At 38.2% G+C, this 18,600-nt stretch carries 15 protein-coding genes; 2 read left to right on the forward strand and 13 right to left on the reverse strand.

Translation table 11 applies throughout. The features are described from left to right. Positions 1–377: 377 nt before the first annotated feature. Together ACQKNX_RS08435 and ACQKNX_RS08440 are read left to right on the forward strand one after the other, a co-directional pair. Positions 378–1,136 carry a TerC family protein gene (locus tag ACQKNX_RS08435; protein ID WP_427428511.1) on the forward strand — a complete coding sequence of 253 codons (759 nt, stop codon included), beginning with the start codon at positions 378–380 and terminating at the stop codon, positions 1,134–1,136. 332 nt (positions 1,137–1,468) lie between these two features. Then, entirely contained in the window at positions 1,469–1,978 is a 510-nt protein-coding gene (locus ACQKNX_RS08440; protein WP_427428512.1) for a ferritin, read from the forward strand. A gap of 71 nt (positions 1,979–2,049) precedes the next feature. Here ACQKNX_RS08440 and ACQKNX_RS08445 read toward each other — a convergent pair whose 3' ends face one another. The 13 genes from ACQKNX_RS08445 to ilvB form a co-directional block, all read right to left on the reverse strand. Beyond that, positions 2,050–3,225, reverse strand: coding sequence for an iron-containing alcohol dehydrogenase (locus ACQKNX_RS08445; RefSeq protein WP_427428513.1), 1,176 nt, complete (start codon positions 3,223–3,225; stop codon positions 2,050–2,052). A gap of 17 nt (positions 3,226–3,242) precedes the next feature. After that, positions 3,243–4,088, reverse strand: a complete 846-nt coding sequence (ahlS, locus tag ACQKNX_RS08450; protein WP_340824032.1) for an AhlS family quorum-quenching N-acyl homoserine lactonase — start codon at positions 4,086–4,088, stop codon at positions 3,243–3,245. A gap of 23 nt (positions 4,089–4,111) precedes the next feature. Beyond that, positions 4,112–5,533: an aldehyde dehydrogenase family protein gene (locus ACQKNX_RS08455; protein ID WP_427428514.1), complete on the reverse strand. Its 1,422-nt coding sequence runs from the start codon at positions 5,531–5,533 to the stop codon at positions 4,112–4,114. A gap of 104 nt (positions 5,534–5,637) precedes the next feature. Continuing rightward, a complete protein-coding gene (locus ACQKNX_RS08460; RefSeq protein ID WP_427428515.1) occupies positions 5,638–6,627 on the reverse strand; it encodes a LacI family DNA-binding transcriptional regulator in 990 nt (329 codons plus the stop codon). 180 nt (positions 6,628–6,807) lie between these two features. Next, positions 6,808–8,658, reverse strand: coding sequence for a dynamin family protein (locus ACQKNX_RS08465; protein ID WP_427428516.1), 1,851 nt, complete (start codon positions 8,656–8,658; stop codon positions 6,808–6,810). A gap of 245 nt (positions 8,659–8,903) precedes the next feature. Next, a complete protein-coding gene (gene rbsK, locus ACQKNX_RS08470) occupies positions 8,904–9,785 on the reverse strand; it encodes a ribokinase (RefSeq protein ID WP_427429173.1) in 882 nt (293 codons plus the stop codon). A gap of 424 nt (positions 9,786–10,209) precedes the next feature. Beyond that, complete coding sequence (gene leuD, locus ACQKNX_RS08475) at positions 10,210–10,800, reverse strand: 3-isopropylmalate dehydratase small subunit (protein WP_427428517.1); 591 nt, start codon at positions 10,798–10,800, stop codon at positions 10,210–10,212. Between the two features lie 31 nt (positions 10,801–10,831). Next, positions 10,832–12,241 (reverse strand): 3-isopropylmalate dehydratase large subunit, encoded by a 1,410-nt coding sequence (gene leuC / locus ACQKNX_RS08480; protein ID WP_427428518.1) that lies wholly within the window; start codon positions 12,239–12,241, stop codon positions 10,832–10,834. A gap of 16 nt (positions 12,242–12,257) precedes the next feature. Further along, positions 12,258–13,358: a 3-isopropylmalate dehydrogenase gene (leuB, locus tag ACQKNX_RS08485; protein ID WP_427428519.1), complete on the reverse strand. Its 1,101-nt coding sequence runs from the start codon at positions 13,356–13,358 to the stop codon at positions 12,258–12,260. 87 nt (positions 13,359–13,445) lie between these two features. After that, entirely contained in the window at positions 13,446–14,987 is a 1,542-nt protein-coding gene (locus ACQKNX_RS08490) for a 2-isopropylmalate synthase (RefSeq protein WP_427428520.1), read from the reverse strand. Next, the gene (ilvC, locus tag ACQKNX_RS08495) at positions 14,974–16,008 is read right to left on the reverse strand and encodes a ketol-acid reductoisomerase (RefSeq protein WP_401010082.1); all 1,035 of its coding nucleotides are present in this window, start codon (positions 16,006–16,008) and stop codon (positions 14,974–14,976) included. Before ilvC ends, ACQKNX_RS08490 begins: the two co-directional genes overlap by 14 nt. Positions 16,009–16,104: 96 nt before the next feature. Then, a complete protein-coding gene (ilvN, locus tag ACQKNX_RS08500) occupies positions 16,105–16,620 on the reverse strand; it encodes an acetolactate synthase small subunit (RefSeq protein ID WP_173478925.1) in 516 nt (171 codons plus the stop codon). Further along, positions 16,617–18,380 carry a biosynthetic-type acetolactate synthase large subunit gene (ilvB, locus tag ACQKNX_RS08505; RefSeq protein WP_427428521.1) on the reverse strand — a complete coding sequence of 588 codons (1,764 nt, stop codon included), beginning with the start codon at positions 18,378–18,380 and terminating at the stop codon, positions 16,617–16,619. The genes ilvN and ilvB overlap by 4 nt, the downstream gene beginning before the upstream one ends. Positions 18,381–18,600 lie beyond the last annotated feature (220 nt).

Consider the following 18,600-nt stretch of genomic DNA (forward strand, 5'->3'; position numbering starts at 1 on the left):
TTCGGAAAATAATTTTTAAATATAAGATTACTTTTGATTTGCATTTAGTTCACTACATGCTATAATCTTTGTAAGAAGAATTGAATAGCTTTTGACATTTTTGTCAAAGGGGAGTAGCTAGCAGATGTGAGCGATACATCTGATTTCACATTCGTCATTACATGGCAGTCGCCATCGGGTGTGATAGCAAACTCATCTAATAGATGAGTGCTGTACCGATAACTTTCGGTACAAATTATTATTTGGAGCTTCCAAATAGTTGTGCTTAGCAAGACCTTTGCCTATTTTTTAGGCATGGGTCTTTTTCTTTTGCCTAAAATTAATAATAGGAAAGAGCATCATATTCATTTCTGTCCAAAATAAAGGAGGAAACACATTTGGAAGCCATTTTATTAGAATACGCATGGGTATTAGTTGTATTAATTGTACTAGAAGGACTTTTAGCAGCAGACAATGCAGTCGTTATGGCAGTGATGGTTAAACATTTACCAAAAGCGCAACAACAAAAAGCATTATTATACGGATTAGTAGGTGCATTCGTTTTCCGTTTTGCCGCTTTATTCTTAATTACTATACTTGTTAATTTTTGGCAAATTCAAGCTATAGGTGCTGCTTACTTGTTATTTATGTCGATTAAGCATATTTACGATTCAAGGAAAGCTGCAGGAGACTCAGATGAAATTAAAGAGCCTAAAAAACAATCTGGTTTCTGGATGACCGTTATTAAAGTTGAGCTTGCTGACATCGCCTTTGCAGTAGACTCCATTTTAGCAGCAGTTGCAATTGCGGTTACACTACCGCATATAGGGAATTTCGATGTTGGTGGCATTAACGCTGGACAATTCGCCGTGATGTTCCTTGGTGGTATTATTGGGGTCATAATGATGCGATTTGCAGCACGCTGGTTCGTACGTGTACTCGAAAAATTCCCGTCACTTGAAACGGCTGCCTTCCTTATCGTTGGTTGGGTTGGTGTGAAGTTGGCTGTCTTAACTTTAGCGCATGAAAAATTAGGGGTTATTCCGCATGAATTCCCACACTCAACAATTTGGAAAGCTACATTCTGGATTGTATTAGTTGCAATCGCGCTAAGTGGCTACTTAGTAGGTGTAAAAAACCAAAAGAAGGCAGCATAAACGCTTATAATAAAATTCGCCTAGACATAATGTCTTGGCGAATTTTTTATAATAGTTAATGGCGATTCGCTCGGGTTTAGTGGCGATTTGTCATAGTTTAGTGGCGATTTCATTTGATTTAGTGGCGATTCCCCTACTCTATCAGTGTTTGCTACTGTATTGAAGTGATTTGGCGATTAAAAAATGAATTTGACTAAATTTTCTAATTGAGAACGAATATCAATTTATTTTTGCACTATTTATGGCGAAAAAAATATTTTTCTGTATGATGGCCATCTTTCGCTATATACTATGAGAAGTAGTAGGTATTTACTGCAAAGGGAGGAACATTTATGTTATCTGAAAAACTACACACAGCGCTAAACGAACAAATGAATTTTGAATTTTACTCCGCTCATGCTTATATGGCGATGGCTGCATTTTGCACAGACCAAGATTACGATGGCTTTGCGAATTTCTTTTTAGTGCAAGCTGAAGAAGAACGTTTTCATGCAATGAAATTTTATAATTTCTTAAGTGATATGGGCTATCGTGCATCAATACACGGATTTGACAGTCCTGAAAACCATTTCGACTCTATTTTGCATGCCTTTAAAACGGCTATGTCTCATGAAAAAGAAGTGACTCGTCGTATTTACAACTTATCTGATATTGCATTAGATGAACGTGAGCACGCAACTATGGCATTTTTAAAATGGTTTATCGATGAGCAAGTTGAGGAAGAATCAACATTTGATACATTAATACGTAAAATTGAACGTATTGAAAATGATTCGAATGCTATCTTTATGTTAGATGCTGAATTAGCGAATCGCTCTTTCTCACCGGATACTGAAGCTTAATAAAAAAAGGGCTGTATCAAATAATATTTGATACAGCCCTTTTCATTTTCAAGATGTTTTCCCTACAACGGTCAGTTTGGCTCACGGATTTCGCCATCAAATGCAGCGCGGTAAATAGCAAAAATATCATCCCGATTTAATGGCATCGGACTTCGAGCTAAAATTCTTGTTTGCTTTGTTGCATCATCAGTTAATTGTTCAAGTGCAGTTTCTGGTATGTTAAAACCTTTCAAAGTCGAAGGAATATTTACATCGCATACTATTTGTTGCAATGCATCAACACACTTATAGGAAGCAGCTTCTTGCGATAAATACATAGAGGAAAGACCCATCGCATCTAATATATCTTTCATGCGTTTTTCACAACTTTGGCGAATATAGCCCATTACGTATGGCAATAGTACAGCGTTTGAATCTCCATGTGCAATATGGTACTGACCTCCAAGCGGATAAGCTAAAGCATGTACCCCTGCTACACCTGCATTAAAAAATGCTAAACCTGCTAAGTAACTACCATAACTCATATCCGAGCGTGCTTGCTTGTTATTACCATCGTGTACCGCTGTACGAATTGAGTTACTAATCAATCTAATCGCTTGCAGTGCAAGTCCATCTGTCACTTCATTTGCATTGATAGAAACATACGCTTCAATTGCATGTGTTAAAGCGTCTACGCCCGTAGCGGCAGTTACTTTCGAAGGCAAGGAAATCGTTAATTGTGGATCCACAATTGCTACATCAGCCAGTAAATAATCATGCGTCACGACATCCTTAGTTGTTTCTAACGATAAAACAGAAATATTTGTAACCTCTGAGCCTGTACCCGAAGTTGTCGGAATTAAAATTTTCGGAAGTCCTTTATTATCAAGTGTTTTCGTACCTGTTAAATTTAAATAGTCAGCCACCTGACCATCATGAGTAGCTAATACAGCAGCTAGCTTAGCTAAATCTAATGCACTTCCCCCACCTAATCCAATAACTAAATCAAATTGATGGTTTCGTGTATAGTCCACTAGTTTTTCACCAATTGCAAGAGGTGGCTCAGGAGCAATGTCAGTATAAATTGTCGTCTTATAGCCATTGTCCTGCAATGGCTTTTTAACCTGATTCACTAAACCTAAGTCTTGTAAAAATGGGTCCGTTACTATTAATATATTATTTACTTGGAATTTTTTTACTTCTACAAGAAGCTGTTGCAAACAACCCCAACCTGTATAACTTGTAGGAGTAAAGGTTAATTTATTCATTTTCAATCTACTCCTATCTATTCATAATAGCCTTCTGTGGATTTTCTAAATGATTTAAATTGTACAGGATCATGACCAAACCAAACTTGTGAATTCGTTTCATTTGCTAAGCGTCGAATTCGTTCAACTGTTGAATTATAGCCGACTGAATCATAAATAATACCAGGAGGCTTCACAGGAGGTCCAAAGCTTTCGGCTGTGTAAATGGCATCTGACGCTAAAATTATTCCCCCAGTTTCCGGCATATTAATGTGCAAGCCAAGCATACCCCAAGCATGGCCACTACCAAAATTCAATATATTAATGCCTTCTGCAAGTTTCACATTATCTTCACCACGTTTGATTAATCGCCACTGTAAATTGTTTTTAATCCACATATCAATATCACCCCAAACATAAGCGCCATCCTTAACATTTCTCGCATATGTTTGTAATGTGCCATTAAATTCATCTTCCTGCACAATAATCGTAGCATTCGTAAAAAGTTCTAAACAACCTGCATGATCTAAATGAAGATGTGAAGCAACAACATATTTAATATCTTCTGGGCGAACATTTAATTCTTCTAAGCGATGGTGTAAATAGCATTCTTCTGGCATATTAATAGGAAATGCTTTTTGTGTAAATTCACCCCAGCGTCCTTCAGGTCCCATTGAGTTCGGATTACATGCTGTATCAAATAAAATTTTTCCTTCTGGATGATCTATTAAAACTGTATAAACAGGAAATTCAACAAATTCATTAGGTTGATTTGGATGATCGATTGTTGCCGGATTATGCATTGCAATCATATAATTTTTATCCATCCGCATCGTGCCATTATCCATAACAAAAAGCTTAGCATGCTGATTTATCATCTTCATTTACAAACATCCCCATTTCATGATTAGTTGTTATTCCAAATAACCAGTTTCATCTCGGTCATTTCTTCTATTGCATATTTAATTCCTTCTCTTCCTGTCCCACTTTCTTTTACTCCACCATACGGCATATGATCTACACGATATGTAGGAACATCATTAATAATGACACCACCCACTTGCAATTTTTTTGAAGCTTTAAAGGCCGTTTCAATAGAAGGTGTAAAGATGCCAGCTTGTAAGCCGTAATTAGAATCATTTATTGCTTCGATCGCTTCATCTATTGTGGACACTTTGTTGACGATAACTACTGGAGCAAAAATTTCTTCACAAGAAACACGGCTATAGGATGGTACATTGTAAAGCACTGTAGGTAATAAAATATTGTTTTCAATGCGACCACCAGTAATTATTTGTGCCCCATTCTTCAATGCCTCTTGAATCCAAGTGAGGGCACGCTGTTGCTCCGTTTCTGAAATCATCGTTGTAAGATCTGTCGTTGGATCAAGTGGATTCCCTAGCGTCAGTTGCTTAATTTTTGCTGTTAATTGTTCTAAAAATTGGTCCATTACATTGTCCTTGACATAAATTCGTTGTAGTGAAATACAAACTTGACCTTGGTTTGAGAACGCTCCCATTACAATGCGGTCCATAATTTTATCTAATTGAACCCCTTCATCGACAATAACACCTGCATTGGAGCCAAGTTCTAACGTTACCTTTTTCAGACCTGCTCTATTCCGAAGTGAAATACCTACTGCTGGACTGCCTGTAAAAGTAATCATTTTCACATGTGGATGTGCTAAAAATGTATCTCCTATGAGCTTGCCTTGCCCTGTGATTAAATTAAAGGCACCTGCTGGCAAATCTGTTTGGGCTATTAATTTTGCAAGAAAGTGTGCTGATAAGGCAGTTTGTGTTGCCGGTTTTAAAACAATGGTATTTCCTGCTGCTAATGCTGGTCCGACTTTATGTGCGACAAGATTTTGAGGGAAATTAAATGGTGTAATTGCCGCTATTACCCCAATTGGTTCACGCAATGTGTAGGCAAAGCGTCCTTCTCCACTTTTTGCAGCGTCCATAGGAATTAACTCTCCTGCAAGTCGCTTCGCTTCCTCTGCTGCAAACTTATAGGTTTCAATTGTTCGGTCGATTTCTGCAATTGCATACTTTAGTGGCTTAGCTGATTCTAATGAAATGATGGAAGCAGCCTCATCTCGATGCTCAGCAAATAAATTCGATAATTGTTCCAAAATTTGTGCTCTCTGTAATGCTGTTAAAGATGCCATTTTTGAAGTAGCTTCTTGCGCACTTTCAATTGCATCTTGCACGTCAACCTCAGTTGCCATAGCGAATTTAGAAATTAATTCTTTTGAATATGGAGCATACACATCGGTATACCCTTCTGTCATACGCCATTCATCGTTAATCAATAATTCTTTCTTCAAGTCATCCTCCTCCTCTCTTATATGGTTACGTATTCATTTCTGAAAATAAAGAAATGAATACGTAACCATTTATCTAGTAAAAAAATAAACTGACGAATATCAGTTCATTTTTTACCTGTTGTGTTTCTTGGGAAAAGTTTAACAGATTCAGTTTGCTTGATGCAAGCACTTTTTTTCTCCATAACATCAAATAATTTTTCAATCGCTAGAAATCCCAGATTTTTTTCCGATTCAATGCCCACAGTAGTCAAAGAAATTGAATGGTGTTTACTTAACTCTACATTATCAATACCAATCACATTAAAATCGTTAGGAATAGCATATCCTTGCTCTAAACATTGGTTTAGAATTTCAATAGCAATAGCGTCTGTTGCAGCACAAATCGCTGTCGGTCTTGGGTTTACTAGCAAAAGATCTTCAAATGCTTGCTTAATATCGTCTTTGCTCGTATTTGTAAAAAATGTTGGCACAATATTTGTGTCAATTCCTGCCTCTGCTAACGCTCTTTTGAAGCCCTCATATCTACCAAAAAAAGTACTCATTTCATGTGGTCCACCAATCCAGCAAAGATCCCTATGACCTAAAGAAAGCATATGTTTAGTCGCTAAATAACCAGCCTCCACATTATTAATTTCTACAAAATGCTTATTTTCCTTATGCTTACGATTAAACATTATAAAGGGTATATCCAATTTTTCGAGCTTATAAAATAATGGATCCGTATACCCGATAGAAGATAAAATAATTGCATCCACTTTCGTTTCTAACACGGAATTATAAATTGTATGTAAATTTTCTTCCGTTCCAAAATGCACATTAACTTTATAGCCCCTGGCGTTTGCATAATTTACAATTGCAGTTGTTGTATCGACAAAAAAAGGATTATGCAAAGGTCCAGAAATTAAAGTAATAATCCCTGTCTTTTGTTGTACCAGTGATCTTGCAATATCGTTTGGAATATAGTTTAATTCTTCAATTGCCTCCATCACTTTTTTTATTGTTTTCGGCTTTACTAAGTCAGGTGTATTTAACACTCTTGAAACAGTCGTCTGAGAGACACCGGCAAACTTTGCTACATCTTTAGAAGAAACCAAAAAAACCCCCCACTTCATCTTTTATGCCTATTTTATATCATCAAAAGGATATTGTTAATAGGATAAATCTCTAGTTAAGCCATTATCGAAGTTGTTCCCATACATCCACACTTTCATGCTATATAAATAAAACAAAGCCCTAAAAGAATCCATCACTTTTAGGACTTTGACTAATAAATATTATGATTCATATTGTACTTCTAATTTATTTGGTATTGCTGGAATATCGTTAGACTTAACATCCGTCTCTGCAAGGCGTAAGGCTTGTAATGGATATTTACTGTCAACCTCAAAAGGAATCTCTATACTTTCCATTCTATTATTCATCTGACTTCTAGCAAGTAAGCCATTTTTCGATAAATCGATGTCAATGATACTGTCGATTGTTTCCTCCAGCATTTGTTGATCTTTTATGCGAAGTGGCATTTTATCTTCCATTAAAAATGGCTTTATATTATCTTTAATAAATCCTTGCGCTTCAATTAAACATGAAAACTCATTTAATTTAGCTGCATATAATTTTAGTTGCTTTTTCTCTTTTGCACGTTGCTGGTTAAGCTCTTTCACCCTTTTCTCTATTCGAGCTAAACGTTTATTCGATAACTCTATCAAATAGCTTTGAATTGATTGTATTTCTTCAATAATTGAGGCTTCCGCTTCTCTTACTTTCGTATACTGAGTAACACATTCCTCTTGCTGTTCATTTAAGCGAAGAACACGTTCTTTGAAAAATTCATTTTGGGTATGTTGACCAAAGATGGCTTTCATAAGTCCTTTGCCATGAATTTTTTTGTGCTGTGCATCTAGGCGCTCATATTCTCGCATATATTCGTTGTGCATATTTCGATATTCTCGTAGGGCTTGCTGATAGATTATCGCCTTTTCAGTAAACTGTTCTACTTGATCATCCTGTAAATAATCATTTTGGGAAATCGTTTGTAAGAGCTGATACAATGTTTGTACATTTTTGAATACATTCGCTACCTGTTCATACTCTTGTTCGTATTCTTGCACAATTGCTAAATCACGTTGGTAACGTGAAAATTCATATTGTGTATCGCCAGCAAATTTTTCTATATTTTCAACTGCTGATTGGAATGGGTCACGTTGTGGTATAACTGTTAATTCAAAACGGAAACGTTCTAGCCATTGTAAAAAACGAATAATAATTGCATACGTTTTTTTATCACTATTCATCGCAACACGTTGAATTTGCGCAATTAAATTATCATATTGGCTCTGGTGCCATAACTCTTTATTTTCTGTTTGTTGTGCTTCGAGGGCATCGATTGCCGAAACAGGAACAAAGTCGCTAATTAGATGACCAATTCGCTCTTTTTCAGAACTTATAAACGCTTCTGTATTATTATCTGTATCAATTGCATTGACAATACAAAGAGGCACAACCCCTTTATTTTTCAAAGCATCCATTAACAAAATTTCTGCGTCGATAGCCATTGATTGAGCGCGTAGCACCCAGAAAATTTCATCAACTCGATTTATCAATGATTCAGAGAAATAGGCCATTTCACCCCCGCCTGCTTCCAATGATACCGAGTCGATAATTGTAACAGATTTCAATAAATCATGTTTTATATATACTTCTAGATAGTCTAAATGTTCACGTAAAATTTGTGATGCAAATGTATCTCCTGTTGTGAGTAATTCTAGCTTACTCATATCAAATATTGCCACCATACCATCTAAAAAATAAGCTTTTACTTCCTCATTTTCCCCGTAACGTAAAAACGTGTTAACCCCTGTCGGATTTTGATCGCTAACATGTAAAATAGAACGACCAAGAAGTCCATTCACAAGGGTTGTTTTTCCTACACGTTGTTTCCCGACTATCAGTACCATTGTTTCATTGTTTGCATCTTGGATTATACGATTTAAGTGCTTAGCTGTATCTTTTACATATGTATTTTGTACAATAATGCTGTGCAGTTGACGTAAACGATCCACAAACTGTGGCAAAATATTATTCGCTGAGGCTGTATAGTCGATTGGCGTAGTGTCAATATTCGTCATCCTCAAAACCTCTTTCCTATGTATCTATAGTTTCATTATAAATGAAACTATTCTATTTCTTATACATAGTTGAAAATTAATAACAAAAAAGGACAAACTACTTAGTTTGGGATGTCACAAATAGGATTTACTTCTTAGTTAAATTTTCTATATTTTCTTTATTTATTGCATAACTAGGTAAATGAAATGAGATTTTCGTGCTAACATATTACGAACTTAAAACTAATCTTGAAGCGAAATATTTTCTATTCGTCAAAACCAGCCATTCGCGCATACACTTGGCTAAACGTTGGCATACCGCCTTGTGCGCCTAATTTCTCGACAGAAAGCGAGGCTGCTATATTTGCAAAATAAACAGCTTCATCCAATGATTGCCCCTCTGTTAATGCATACGCAAGCGCACCGTTAAATGTGTCGCCTGCTCCTGTTGTATCTAATGCTTTTGTCATATAGCCTGGAACATGAATAGGGTATTGTCCATCAAAATAACGAGCGCCATCACTTCCTAATGTAATAATCATTTTATTCGGATATTTTTCTAGTATACTGTCGAAATCGTCTCCAAATAACTGGGCACACTCTATCTCATTAGGTGTGATGTATGTTATATCCTTCATCCACTGCATATCAAAATTCGCCGTTGGTGCAGGGTTTAATAGCACGGGCACATTAGCATCCTTACATAATTTTAATGCATATGCCGTCGTTTCTTTAGGAATTTCTAGCTGTAAAATTACTATTTTGCTCTGCTCTATCACGTCTTTTACCGCATCTAAATGGGACGGTTCCAATGTATAATTTGCCCCCGGTACTACAATAATCCGATTATCATTATGATGAACTAAAATATTGGCTACTCCCGTCGGTACTGAAGCTGACATAAGCGTTTTCGTATTAACATGCTCTTGCTCTAAAACTGTTCGCAATGTATTACCAAAGTTATCATTGCCTACGCAACCAACCATTGTTACTTGACTACCGAGACGTGCAGCGGCAATAGCCTGATTTGCGCCTTTTCCACCAGGACTTGTTCGAAACGCTTCACCAAGCACTGTTTCTCCTTGCTGTGGAAAATTAGCCATTTGTATTACTAAATCCATATTTAAACTACCGATTACTGTTATCATTTGAATCATCCTTTCCAATCTTCCTTACCATTTTACCGAGTCCACAATAGAAAGACAAAGGCTTACTTGTTCTCATTCTTACGATGTATCGGCGATTCCACTAGGTTTATCAGCGATTTCTTACGATGTTCCGGCGATTCCACTAGGTTTATCGGCGATTTCTTACGATGTTCCGGCGATTCCACTAGGTTTATCAGCGATTTCTCGCCATGTTCCGGCGATTCCACTAGGTTTATCGGCGATTTCTTACGATGTTCCGGCGATTCCACCAGGTTTATCGGCGATTTCTCGCCATGTTCCGGCGATTCACCTGTTTCACCTGTGATGGCAAGCGTCCGATGTAATGGACAACAACGTTTACAGCAAAAAAGTGTTAGATTGAACGCAGTCAATCTAACACTTTTTTCTAAGCCACTTTTGCTAATTAGTAGGCTATTCGTTGCGCTTCATATGCAGCAATTTGATCTTCGTACTTAATTGTTAGGGCAATTTCATCCCAGCCATTTAATAATGTTTCTTTATAATAAGAATCGATATTAAATGTATAGACTTTACCATCTTCGCCCGTTACAGTTTGTGCTTCAAGATTTACTTCTACATGGTAAGGTTTGGCTAAACCCTTTTCTAAAATTTCATCGCACTCTGCTTCTGTTAGCTTGACTGGTAAAATACCATTTTTAAAGCAGTTATTGTGGAAAATATCTGCGAACGATGGCGCAATGACTACATTGAATCCATAATCTAGAATGGCCCATGGTGCATGCTCACGAGAAGAGCCACAACCAAAATTATCTTGTGCTACTAAAATTTTAGAGTCTTTAAATTCAGCTTTATTTAATACAAAGTCTTGCACTTCATTTCCTTGTGCATCATAGCGCCAGTGGTAAAACAAATATTGACCAAAGCCTGTGCGTTCGATTCGTTTTAAAAATTCTTTCGATATAATTTGATCTGTATCTACATTTTTACGATCAAGTGGTGTAATAACACTATTTACAATATTAATTGGTTCCATGTCAATCATCCCTTCCGTGTAAATTTAGCTTTTACACAGTTTCCTTCACGAATTCCCGTACATCAACGAAATGTCCTGCAATCGCTGCAGCTGCTGCCATTGGCGGTGATACTAAATGCGTGCGCGCGCCTGTACCTTGACGACCTTCGAAGTTACGGTTTGATGTTGATGCACAGCGTTTACCAGCTGGTACAACATCATCATTCATTGCCAAGCACATCGAGCAACCTGATTCGCGCCATTCAAAACCAGCATCAATGAAAATTTTATCCAAACCTTCAGCCTCTGCTTGTTTTTTTGTAGTATGTGAACCCGGAACAACGATTGCTGTAACGTTTTCATGTACTTTGCGGCCTTGAATAACGTTTGCCGCAGCACGTAAATCGCTTAAGCGTGAGTTCGTGCATGAGCCAATAAAGACGTATTGGATGTCGATTGAAGTTAATGGCTGGCCCTCTTCTAAGCCCATATAAGCAAGTGCTTTACGAAGAGCCGCTTTGTCAGACTCATCTTTATAATCTGCCTGCGTCGGAACATTTTGCGATACACCAGAACCCATCGAAGGATTCGTACCCCATGTAATAATTGGCTCAATTTCCTCAGCCTTAATGATGCGGACTTCATCATATGTAGCATCCTCATCTGATGCTAAACTTAACCAATAAGCTGTAGCTTCTTCAAATCTGTCACCTTGTGGTGCATATTTGCGGCCACGAATATAATCTACTGTAATTTGGTCTGGTGATACAAGACCAGCCTTTGCTCCCGCTTCGATTGACATATTACAGATTGTCATCCGTTCTTCCATTGACAGTTTGTGGATTGCCTCTCCAGTGAATTCCACAATATGCCCTGTACCAACGCCAATGCCAAATTTCGAGATGATTGCCAAAATAATATCCTTTGCCGCAACGCCAACAGGAAGCTCGCCTTCAACACGGATTTCCATTGTTTTAGGCTTGTTTTGCCATAACGTTTGTGTGGACATTACGTGCTCTACTTCTGATGTACCGATACCAAATGCAATGGCACCAAATGCACCATGTGTAGAAGTATGGGAATCTCCACAAACAATTGTTTTACCAGGTTGTGTTAAACCCAATTCTGGTCCAATAACGTGTACAATTCCTTGATCTGGGTGACCCATACCTGCAAGTTCAATCCCAAATTCAGCAGCATTTTTCGCTAATGTTTCGATCTGATTGCGTGCAATTGGATCATTAATAGTCGGTAAATTTTTCGTTGGAACGTTATGATCCATCGTTGCAAAACTTAAATCAGGACGACGCACTTTACGTCCGTTCATGCGTAAACCTTCAAATGCTTGCGGAGAAGTTACTTCATGAATTAAATGAAGATCAATATATAACAGGTCCGGTTTGCCCTCTTCCTGATAAACAACATGTTTATCCCAAATCTTTTCAATTATATTTTTTCCCATTGTCTTCACCTATTTCTTAAATATATGTTGTCATAATACTTTCCGATACAAAACTTGTATCAATTTCGTTTATTACTTTATCTGTCCATTCATTTGTAGATAACGTACGCCCACCATCGCGTGAAAGGTCAGCTGTAAAGTAACCATCATCAAACACAGCACTAACAGCACGTTCAATTTCAGCTGCTTCTTCTGCTAGGCCGAATGAATATTGTAACATCATAGCGACCGAAAGAATTGTTGCTGCTGGATTGGCAACACCTTGCCCTGCAATCTCTGGTGCTGAACCGTGTACTGGTTCATAAAGACCAAAACTATCACCACGGATGGATGCGGATGGTAATACACCTAGAGACCCTGTTATAACAGATGCTTCATCACTTAAAATATCACCAAACATGTTTTCTGTAACAACGACATCATAGTGAGCTGGATTTGTAATTAATTTCATAGCTACTGAATCTACTAAGTTGTGCTCGACTTGCACATCTGGATAATCCTTTTTCTTCGCTTCTACAACTTCACGCCATAAACGGCTTGTTTCAAGTACATTTGCTTTATCGACAGAACATAATTTGCCTCCACGTAAACGTGCTAATTCAAAGGCATTTTCAACGATACGCTCTACTTCTGCTGTTGAGTAAACTGTAGTATCAATTGCGCCATTTTCAGTACGCATACGTGGTTCCCCGAAGTATACGCCGCCTGTAAGTTCACGTACGATCATTAAATCGACGTTTTCGGCTACTTCACGTTTTAAAGGTGAAGCATCTAGTAAACTCGGGAACGCCTTTACTGGACGTAAATTTGCGAATAAGTCAAAGTGCTTGCGAATACGTAACAATCCTTTTTCCGGACGTAGTTCTGGAGGGTTATTGTCCCATTTTGGACCCCCTACTGCTCCTAATAAAATGGCATCACTGCCCTCACACATTTCAATTGTTTCATCGGGTAGTGGATTATTGTGTTGATCGATGGCAGCGCCTCCAATCGTTCCATAACCTAAATGGAATGTATGGTTAAATCGTTTGCCGATTACTTGTAATACACGTATAGCTGACGCAACCACTTCTGGCCCAATTCCGTCGCCAGGAAGTACTGTAATTTTTTTCTCCATTTATAAAACACCTTTCTTTTTATAGAGTATGGTTACGCTATTTTAGGAAAGACTCTCACCTATTAGGCAGGTGAGAGCCAAATCAAATTAAACGAGTTGACCTTGAGCTCGAAGACTTACTTGGATTAAATGTCGATTAATCGCATTTAAATAAGCTTTCGCAGATGCTTCTAATACATCTTGAGATGAGTTTCGTCCTGTTGTTGATACACCGTCGTAACGAATATTAATGACAGCTTCACCAAGTGCATCGCGCCCTTTGCCGACAGATTTCACACGGTAATCAATAACATTGATGTTACCTGGCACAAGCTGTTCTAACGTATTAAAAATAGCTTCTACTGAGCCTGAGCCCGTTGCCACTACATTTTTCACCTGGCCTTCTGGCGTCACAACAGTTGCAGTGGATGTCGGAATATTTTCTGTACCATATTGCACCTGAACCATTTTCAGTTCAAATAAAGGCACATCTTCAATTTGTACTTGTTGCTCCGTAAGAAGTGTTAGTAAGTCTTCTTCCGTAATTTCCTTTTTACGATCTGCGAGCTGTTTAAATTCAACAAAAGCTTTGTTTAGCTTTTCATCTGACAGTGTGAAGCCCATTGTTACTGCACGATCTCGGAAGGCAGCACGTCCAGAATGTTTTCCAAGGACAAGTGGCACTTCACCTTCGCCAATTAATGCAGGCGAAATAATTTCGTAAGTTTCAGGATTTTTTAGCACGCCGTCTTGATGAATACCTGACTCATGGGCAAATGCATTTTTACCAACGATTGCTTTGTTCGGCTGAATAACGACATTCGTTAGTTTACTTACTAATTGAGATGTACGCTTAATTTCTTGTAAATTCATGCCTGTTTCCACAGGGTAAATATCTTTTCGGATATGAAGAGCAACAGCAATTTCTTCTAGTGCAACATTCCCTGCACGCTCTCCGATACCGTTAATTGTTCCTTCTATTTGTGAAGCACCATTCTCGATAGCCGCGATTGTATTCGCCGTCGCCATCCCTAAGTCATCATGGCAATGTGCTGAGAATTTAACTTTTTCAGCACCTTTCACATTTTCTAGTAAAAATTTAAATAATGCTCCATATTCTTGTGGAGAAGCATAGCCAACTGTATCAGGCACGTTAATCGTCGTTGCACCAGCGGCAATAACATCATTCATAATACGTACTAAAAATTCGCGATCTGAACGGAAAGCATCCTCTGCAGACCATTGCACAAGAGGGAAGTATTTTTTCGCATACTTCACAGCTTCAATTGCTTGCTCTACTACTTGCTCTGGTGATTTTTTCAGCTTGTATTCCATATGAATTGGAGAAGTTGCTAAAAAAATATGAATATGTGGTTGCTCTGCTATTTTAATAGCTTCCCATGTTGTATCTATATCTTTTTGGACGCAACGAGCTAGCCCTGTAACGATTGAATTTTTCACAGTACCGGCAATTCGGTTAACCGCCTCAAAATCACCAGGAGATGAAGCAGGAAAACCTGCTTCAATAATTGATACACCTAGTCGTTCAAGTTGTTTAGCAATTTCAATTTTCTCTGCTGTATTTAAGTTAATACCTGCAGATTGTTCGCCATCGCGAAGTGTTGTATCGAAAATATCAATTTTTCGCACTTGTAGCCACTTCTCTCACAACTTTTTCCTTACCTTCATTAATGAATGGCATCATTGCACGTAATTTTGCACCAACTTCTTCAATTTGGTGGTTCGCTCCAGCTTCTTTGAACTTCGTATAGTCTGGACGACCGTTTTCATTTTCTTGAATCCAACGGCGAGCAAATGTACCATCTTGGATATCTGTTAATACATCCTTCATACGACCTTTAACAGATTCATCAATGATACGTGGACCTGCAACATAATCACCCCACTCAGCAGTATCTGATACTGAGTAACGCATTGTTGCCATACCACCTTCAAACATTAAGTCCACGATTAATTTTAATTCGTGTAATGTTTCGAAGTAAGCAAGTTCTGGTTGGTAGCCAGCCTCTACTAATGTTTCGAATCCTGCTTTTACTAATTGAGTTGCCCCACCACAAAGTACTGCTTGCTCACCGAATAGGTCTGTTTCTGTTTCCTCTTTGAATGATGTTTCAAGTAAACCGCCGCGTGCTGCGCCAATACCTTTACCGTACGCAAGAGCTAAATCTTTTGCTTGACCAGTTGCATCTTGATGGATTGCGAATAAACCAGGTACACCCGCACCTTGTTGGAATTGACGACGAACTAGATGCCCTGGACCTTTTGGTGCTACTAAAAATACGTCAACATCTGCAGGTGGTGTAATTTGACCGAAGTGAATATTGAAACCATGAGCGAACATAAGAGCTTTACCAGCTTCTAAATATGGAGCAATTTCAGCTTCATAAACTGCTTTTTGACGCTCGTCTGGAAGTAAGATTTGAATTACATCTGCTTGTTGAGCTGCTTCAGCAACTGTTTTAACATCTAAGCCATCAGCCTTTGCTGCGTCGAAAGATCCGCCTGGACGAACACCTACTACTACATCGAAACCTGATTCTTTAAGATTTAATGCATGTGCGTGACCTTGTGATCCGTAACCGATAATTGCGATTTTTTTCCCTTTTAATACGTCCTCGTTGATGTTTTGTTCATAGTACATAGTAGCCATTGTTTGTTTCCTCCTAATAGTGGGTTTATTTTTTTGCTTGTGATGATTACTACTTATTCAGTATGACAAATCACAAGTTTCAATTTTATATGCAAACTATTTTAAAATAGAGAGCTGTGTATTCATGATTTTTTGCGTTTCACGAACAGATGCTGTAGCACCCGTACGCGTTAATTCTTTAATACCATAGGGGCGAATAAGCTCAATAAAGGCATCAATTTTTTCTGGATGTCCTACCACTTGATATGTCACAACGTTTTTCGCTGTATCAATAATTTGTGGGCGGAACGGTTCAACAATTGAGTTCATTTCCAGACGTAAATTTGGTGGTGAAATAACCTTCACAAGTGCTAGCTCACGAAGCACGATAGATTTGTCTGTAATATCATTGACTTTTAGCACATCAATTTGCTTCGATAGTTGCTTCACAAGTTGTTCAATTTTTCGCTCATCTTCTACATTTACAACAAAAGTCATTTTAGAGAAGTTTGGCTGTTCTGTATGACCAACTGTGATCGATTCGATATTGAATTGACGCTTCATAAGTAAACCTGTTACACGGTTTAGTACACCACTTTGATTAATCACTGTTACGGTAATTACTCGTTTCAATTCTTTTTCACCCCAATCATTTCATGTAGCCCTTTACCTGGTGCAACCATTGGGTATACACATTCAAGCTGCTTTACGCGGCAATCGATTAACGCTGGCTCGTCATTAAGAAGAGCCTCACGGAAAATACTTTCCGCTTCGTCAATGGTGTTAATTCGATAGCCTTTAATGCCGTATGCATCCGCTAATTTTACAAAGTCTGGCTGAATCGGCATAAGTGAAGATGAATAACGCTCTTCATAGAATGTTTGTTGCCATTGGCGTACCATTCCTAAACAGCTGTTATTTAAAATCACAATTTTTACTGGTAAGTTGAATTCTTGTAATAATGAAAGCTCTTGTGCAGTCATTTGGAATCCTGCATCGCCTACAATCGAAACAACTTTTTTGTCTGGCTTCGCAAACTGGGCTCCAATTGCGGCCGGGAAGCCGAAGCCCATCGTACCAAGTCCACCAGACGTTACCCATCCATGATCATTGTTTAAGCGGTAATATTGCGCAGCCCACATTTGATGCTGCCCTACATCCGTCGTAACAATGGCATCTCCTTCAGTAATTTTATGCACAAGCTCTAGCGCTTCCTGCGGTAAAACTTCTGAGTCGCCAGCTTCTTTTGTATACCAAAGCGGATATTCATTTGCGTGATTATTTAAAAATTCTAGCCATTGTGCAGTATCTGGACCATCAAAGTCTTTTTTCAATAAAGATTTTAGCGCCTCTTTCGCATCCGCAACGATTGGGATATCAGTTGGTACGTTTTTACCGATTTCAGCCGGATCGATATCGATATGGACAATTGTCGCATTCGGTGCGAACGTAGCTAAATTCCCTGTTAAGCGATCATCAAAGCGAGCACCGATATTTAAAAGTAAATCCGATTTCGTAATGGCAATATTCGCTGTTACCGTTCCATGCATCCCTGCCATACCAATGAATAATTCATGGTCACCATGGATGGAGCCAAGACCTAATAATGTATTAGCCACAGGAATTCGATACTTTTCAGCGAATGTCGTTAATTCTTCACGTGCATCTGCAAATAGTACACCAGCTCCTGCTAAAATTACTGGATTTTTAGCTAATGAAATTGCTTGAATAGCCTTTTGAATTTGTAAATAGTTCGGCTTATAAGTTGGCTGATATCCTGGTAAATAGATTTCTTCTGGTTCTTTCGGTGGATTATCTACATCAAACAGCATTTGAGAGACGTTTTTTGGGAAATCCACAACAACTGGTCCTTTACGGCCTGTGTTGGCAATATGGAAAGCTTCTTTCACAATGCGTGGAATATCATTAACATCCTGCACTTGATAGTTATGCTTTGTAATCGGTGTTGTAATGCCCATAATATCTGCCTCTTGGAATGCATCTGTTCCAATAACAGATGTTGCTACCTGACCAGTGAAAACAACTAATGGAATCGAATCAATCATCGCATCCGCAATACCTGTTACTAGATTCGTTGCACCTGGACCACTTGTTGCGATAACAACTCCCGGTTTATTCGATACACGTGCATAGCCTTCAGCTGCGTGAATGGCACCTTGCTCGTGACGTGTTAAAATATGACGAATTGGGTTTTTGTACATTGCATCGTATATTTGAAGTACTGCCCCACCCGGATAACCAAAAATTATCTCTACATCTTGATCATGTAGCGCTTGGACTAAAACGTCTGCACCGTCTTTCGCTTGAAAAGTTTGCGCTACTTCTTCTGTCGCCAATTGTTCTTTTTCATTAATTGAAACATTCGTACTCATCAAAATATGCCTCCTTCTTGTCTTTCGATTCACAACAGCATACGACTACCTGTTCTAGTTAATGAACACTTTAATGATTTAACGTCGAAAAGGTTAAGCAATTTATGCTGGAAAACATAAAATAGAATATACTGTTTTTTTGAAAAAAAAATAAAAAGCCCTTTTCTCCGAACGCAAATAACTACCTTGCGTAGGGATGAAAAAGACTTTTCATGGTACC

The organism is Lysinibacillus sp. NPDC093712, assembly GCF_050280025.1.
Classification (GTDB): Bacteria; Bacillota; Bacilli; order Bacillales_A; family Planococcaceae; genus Lysinibacillus.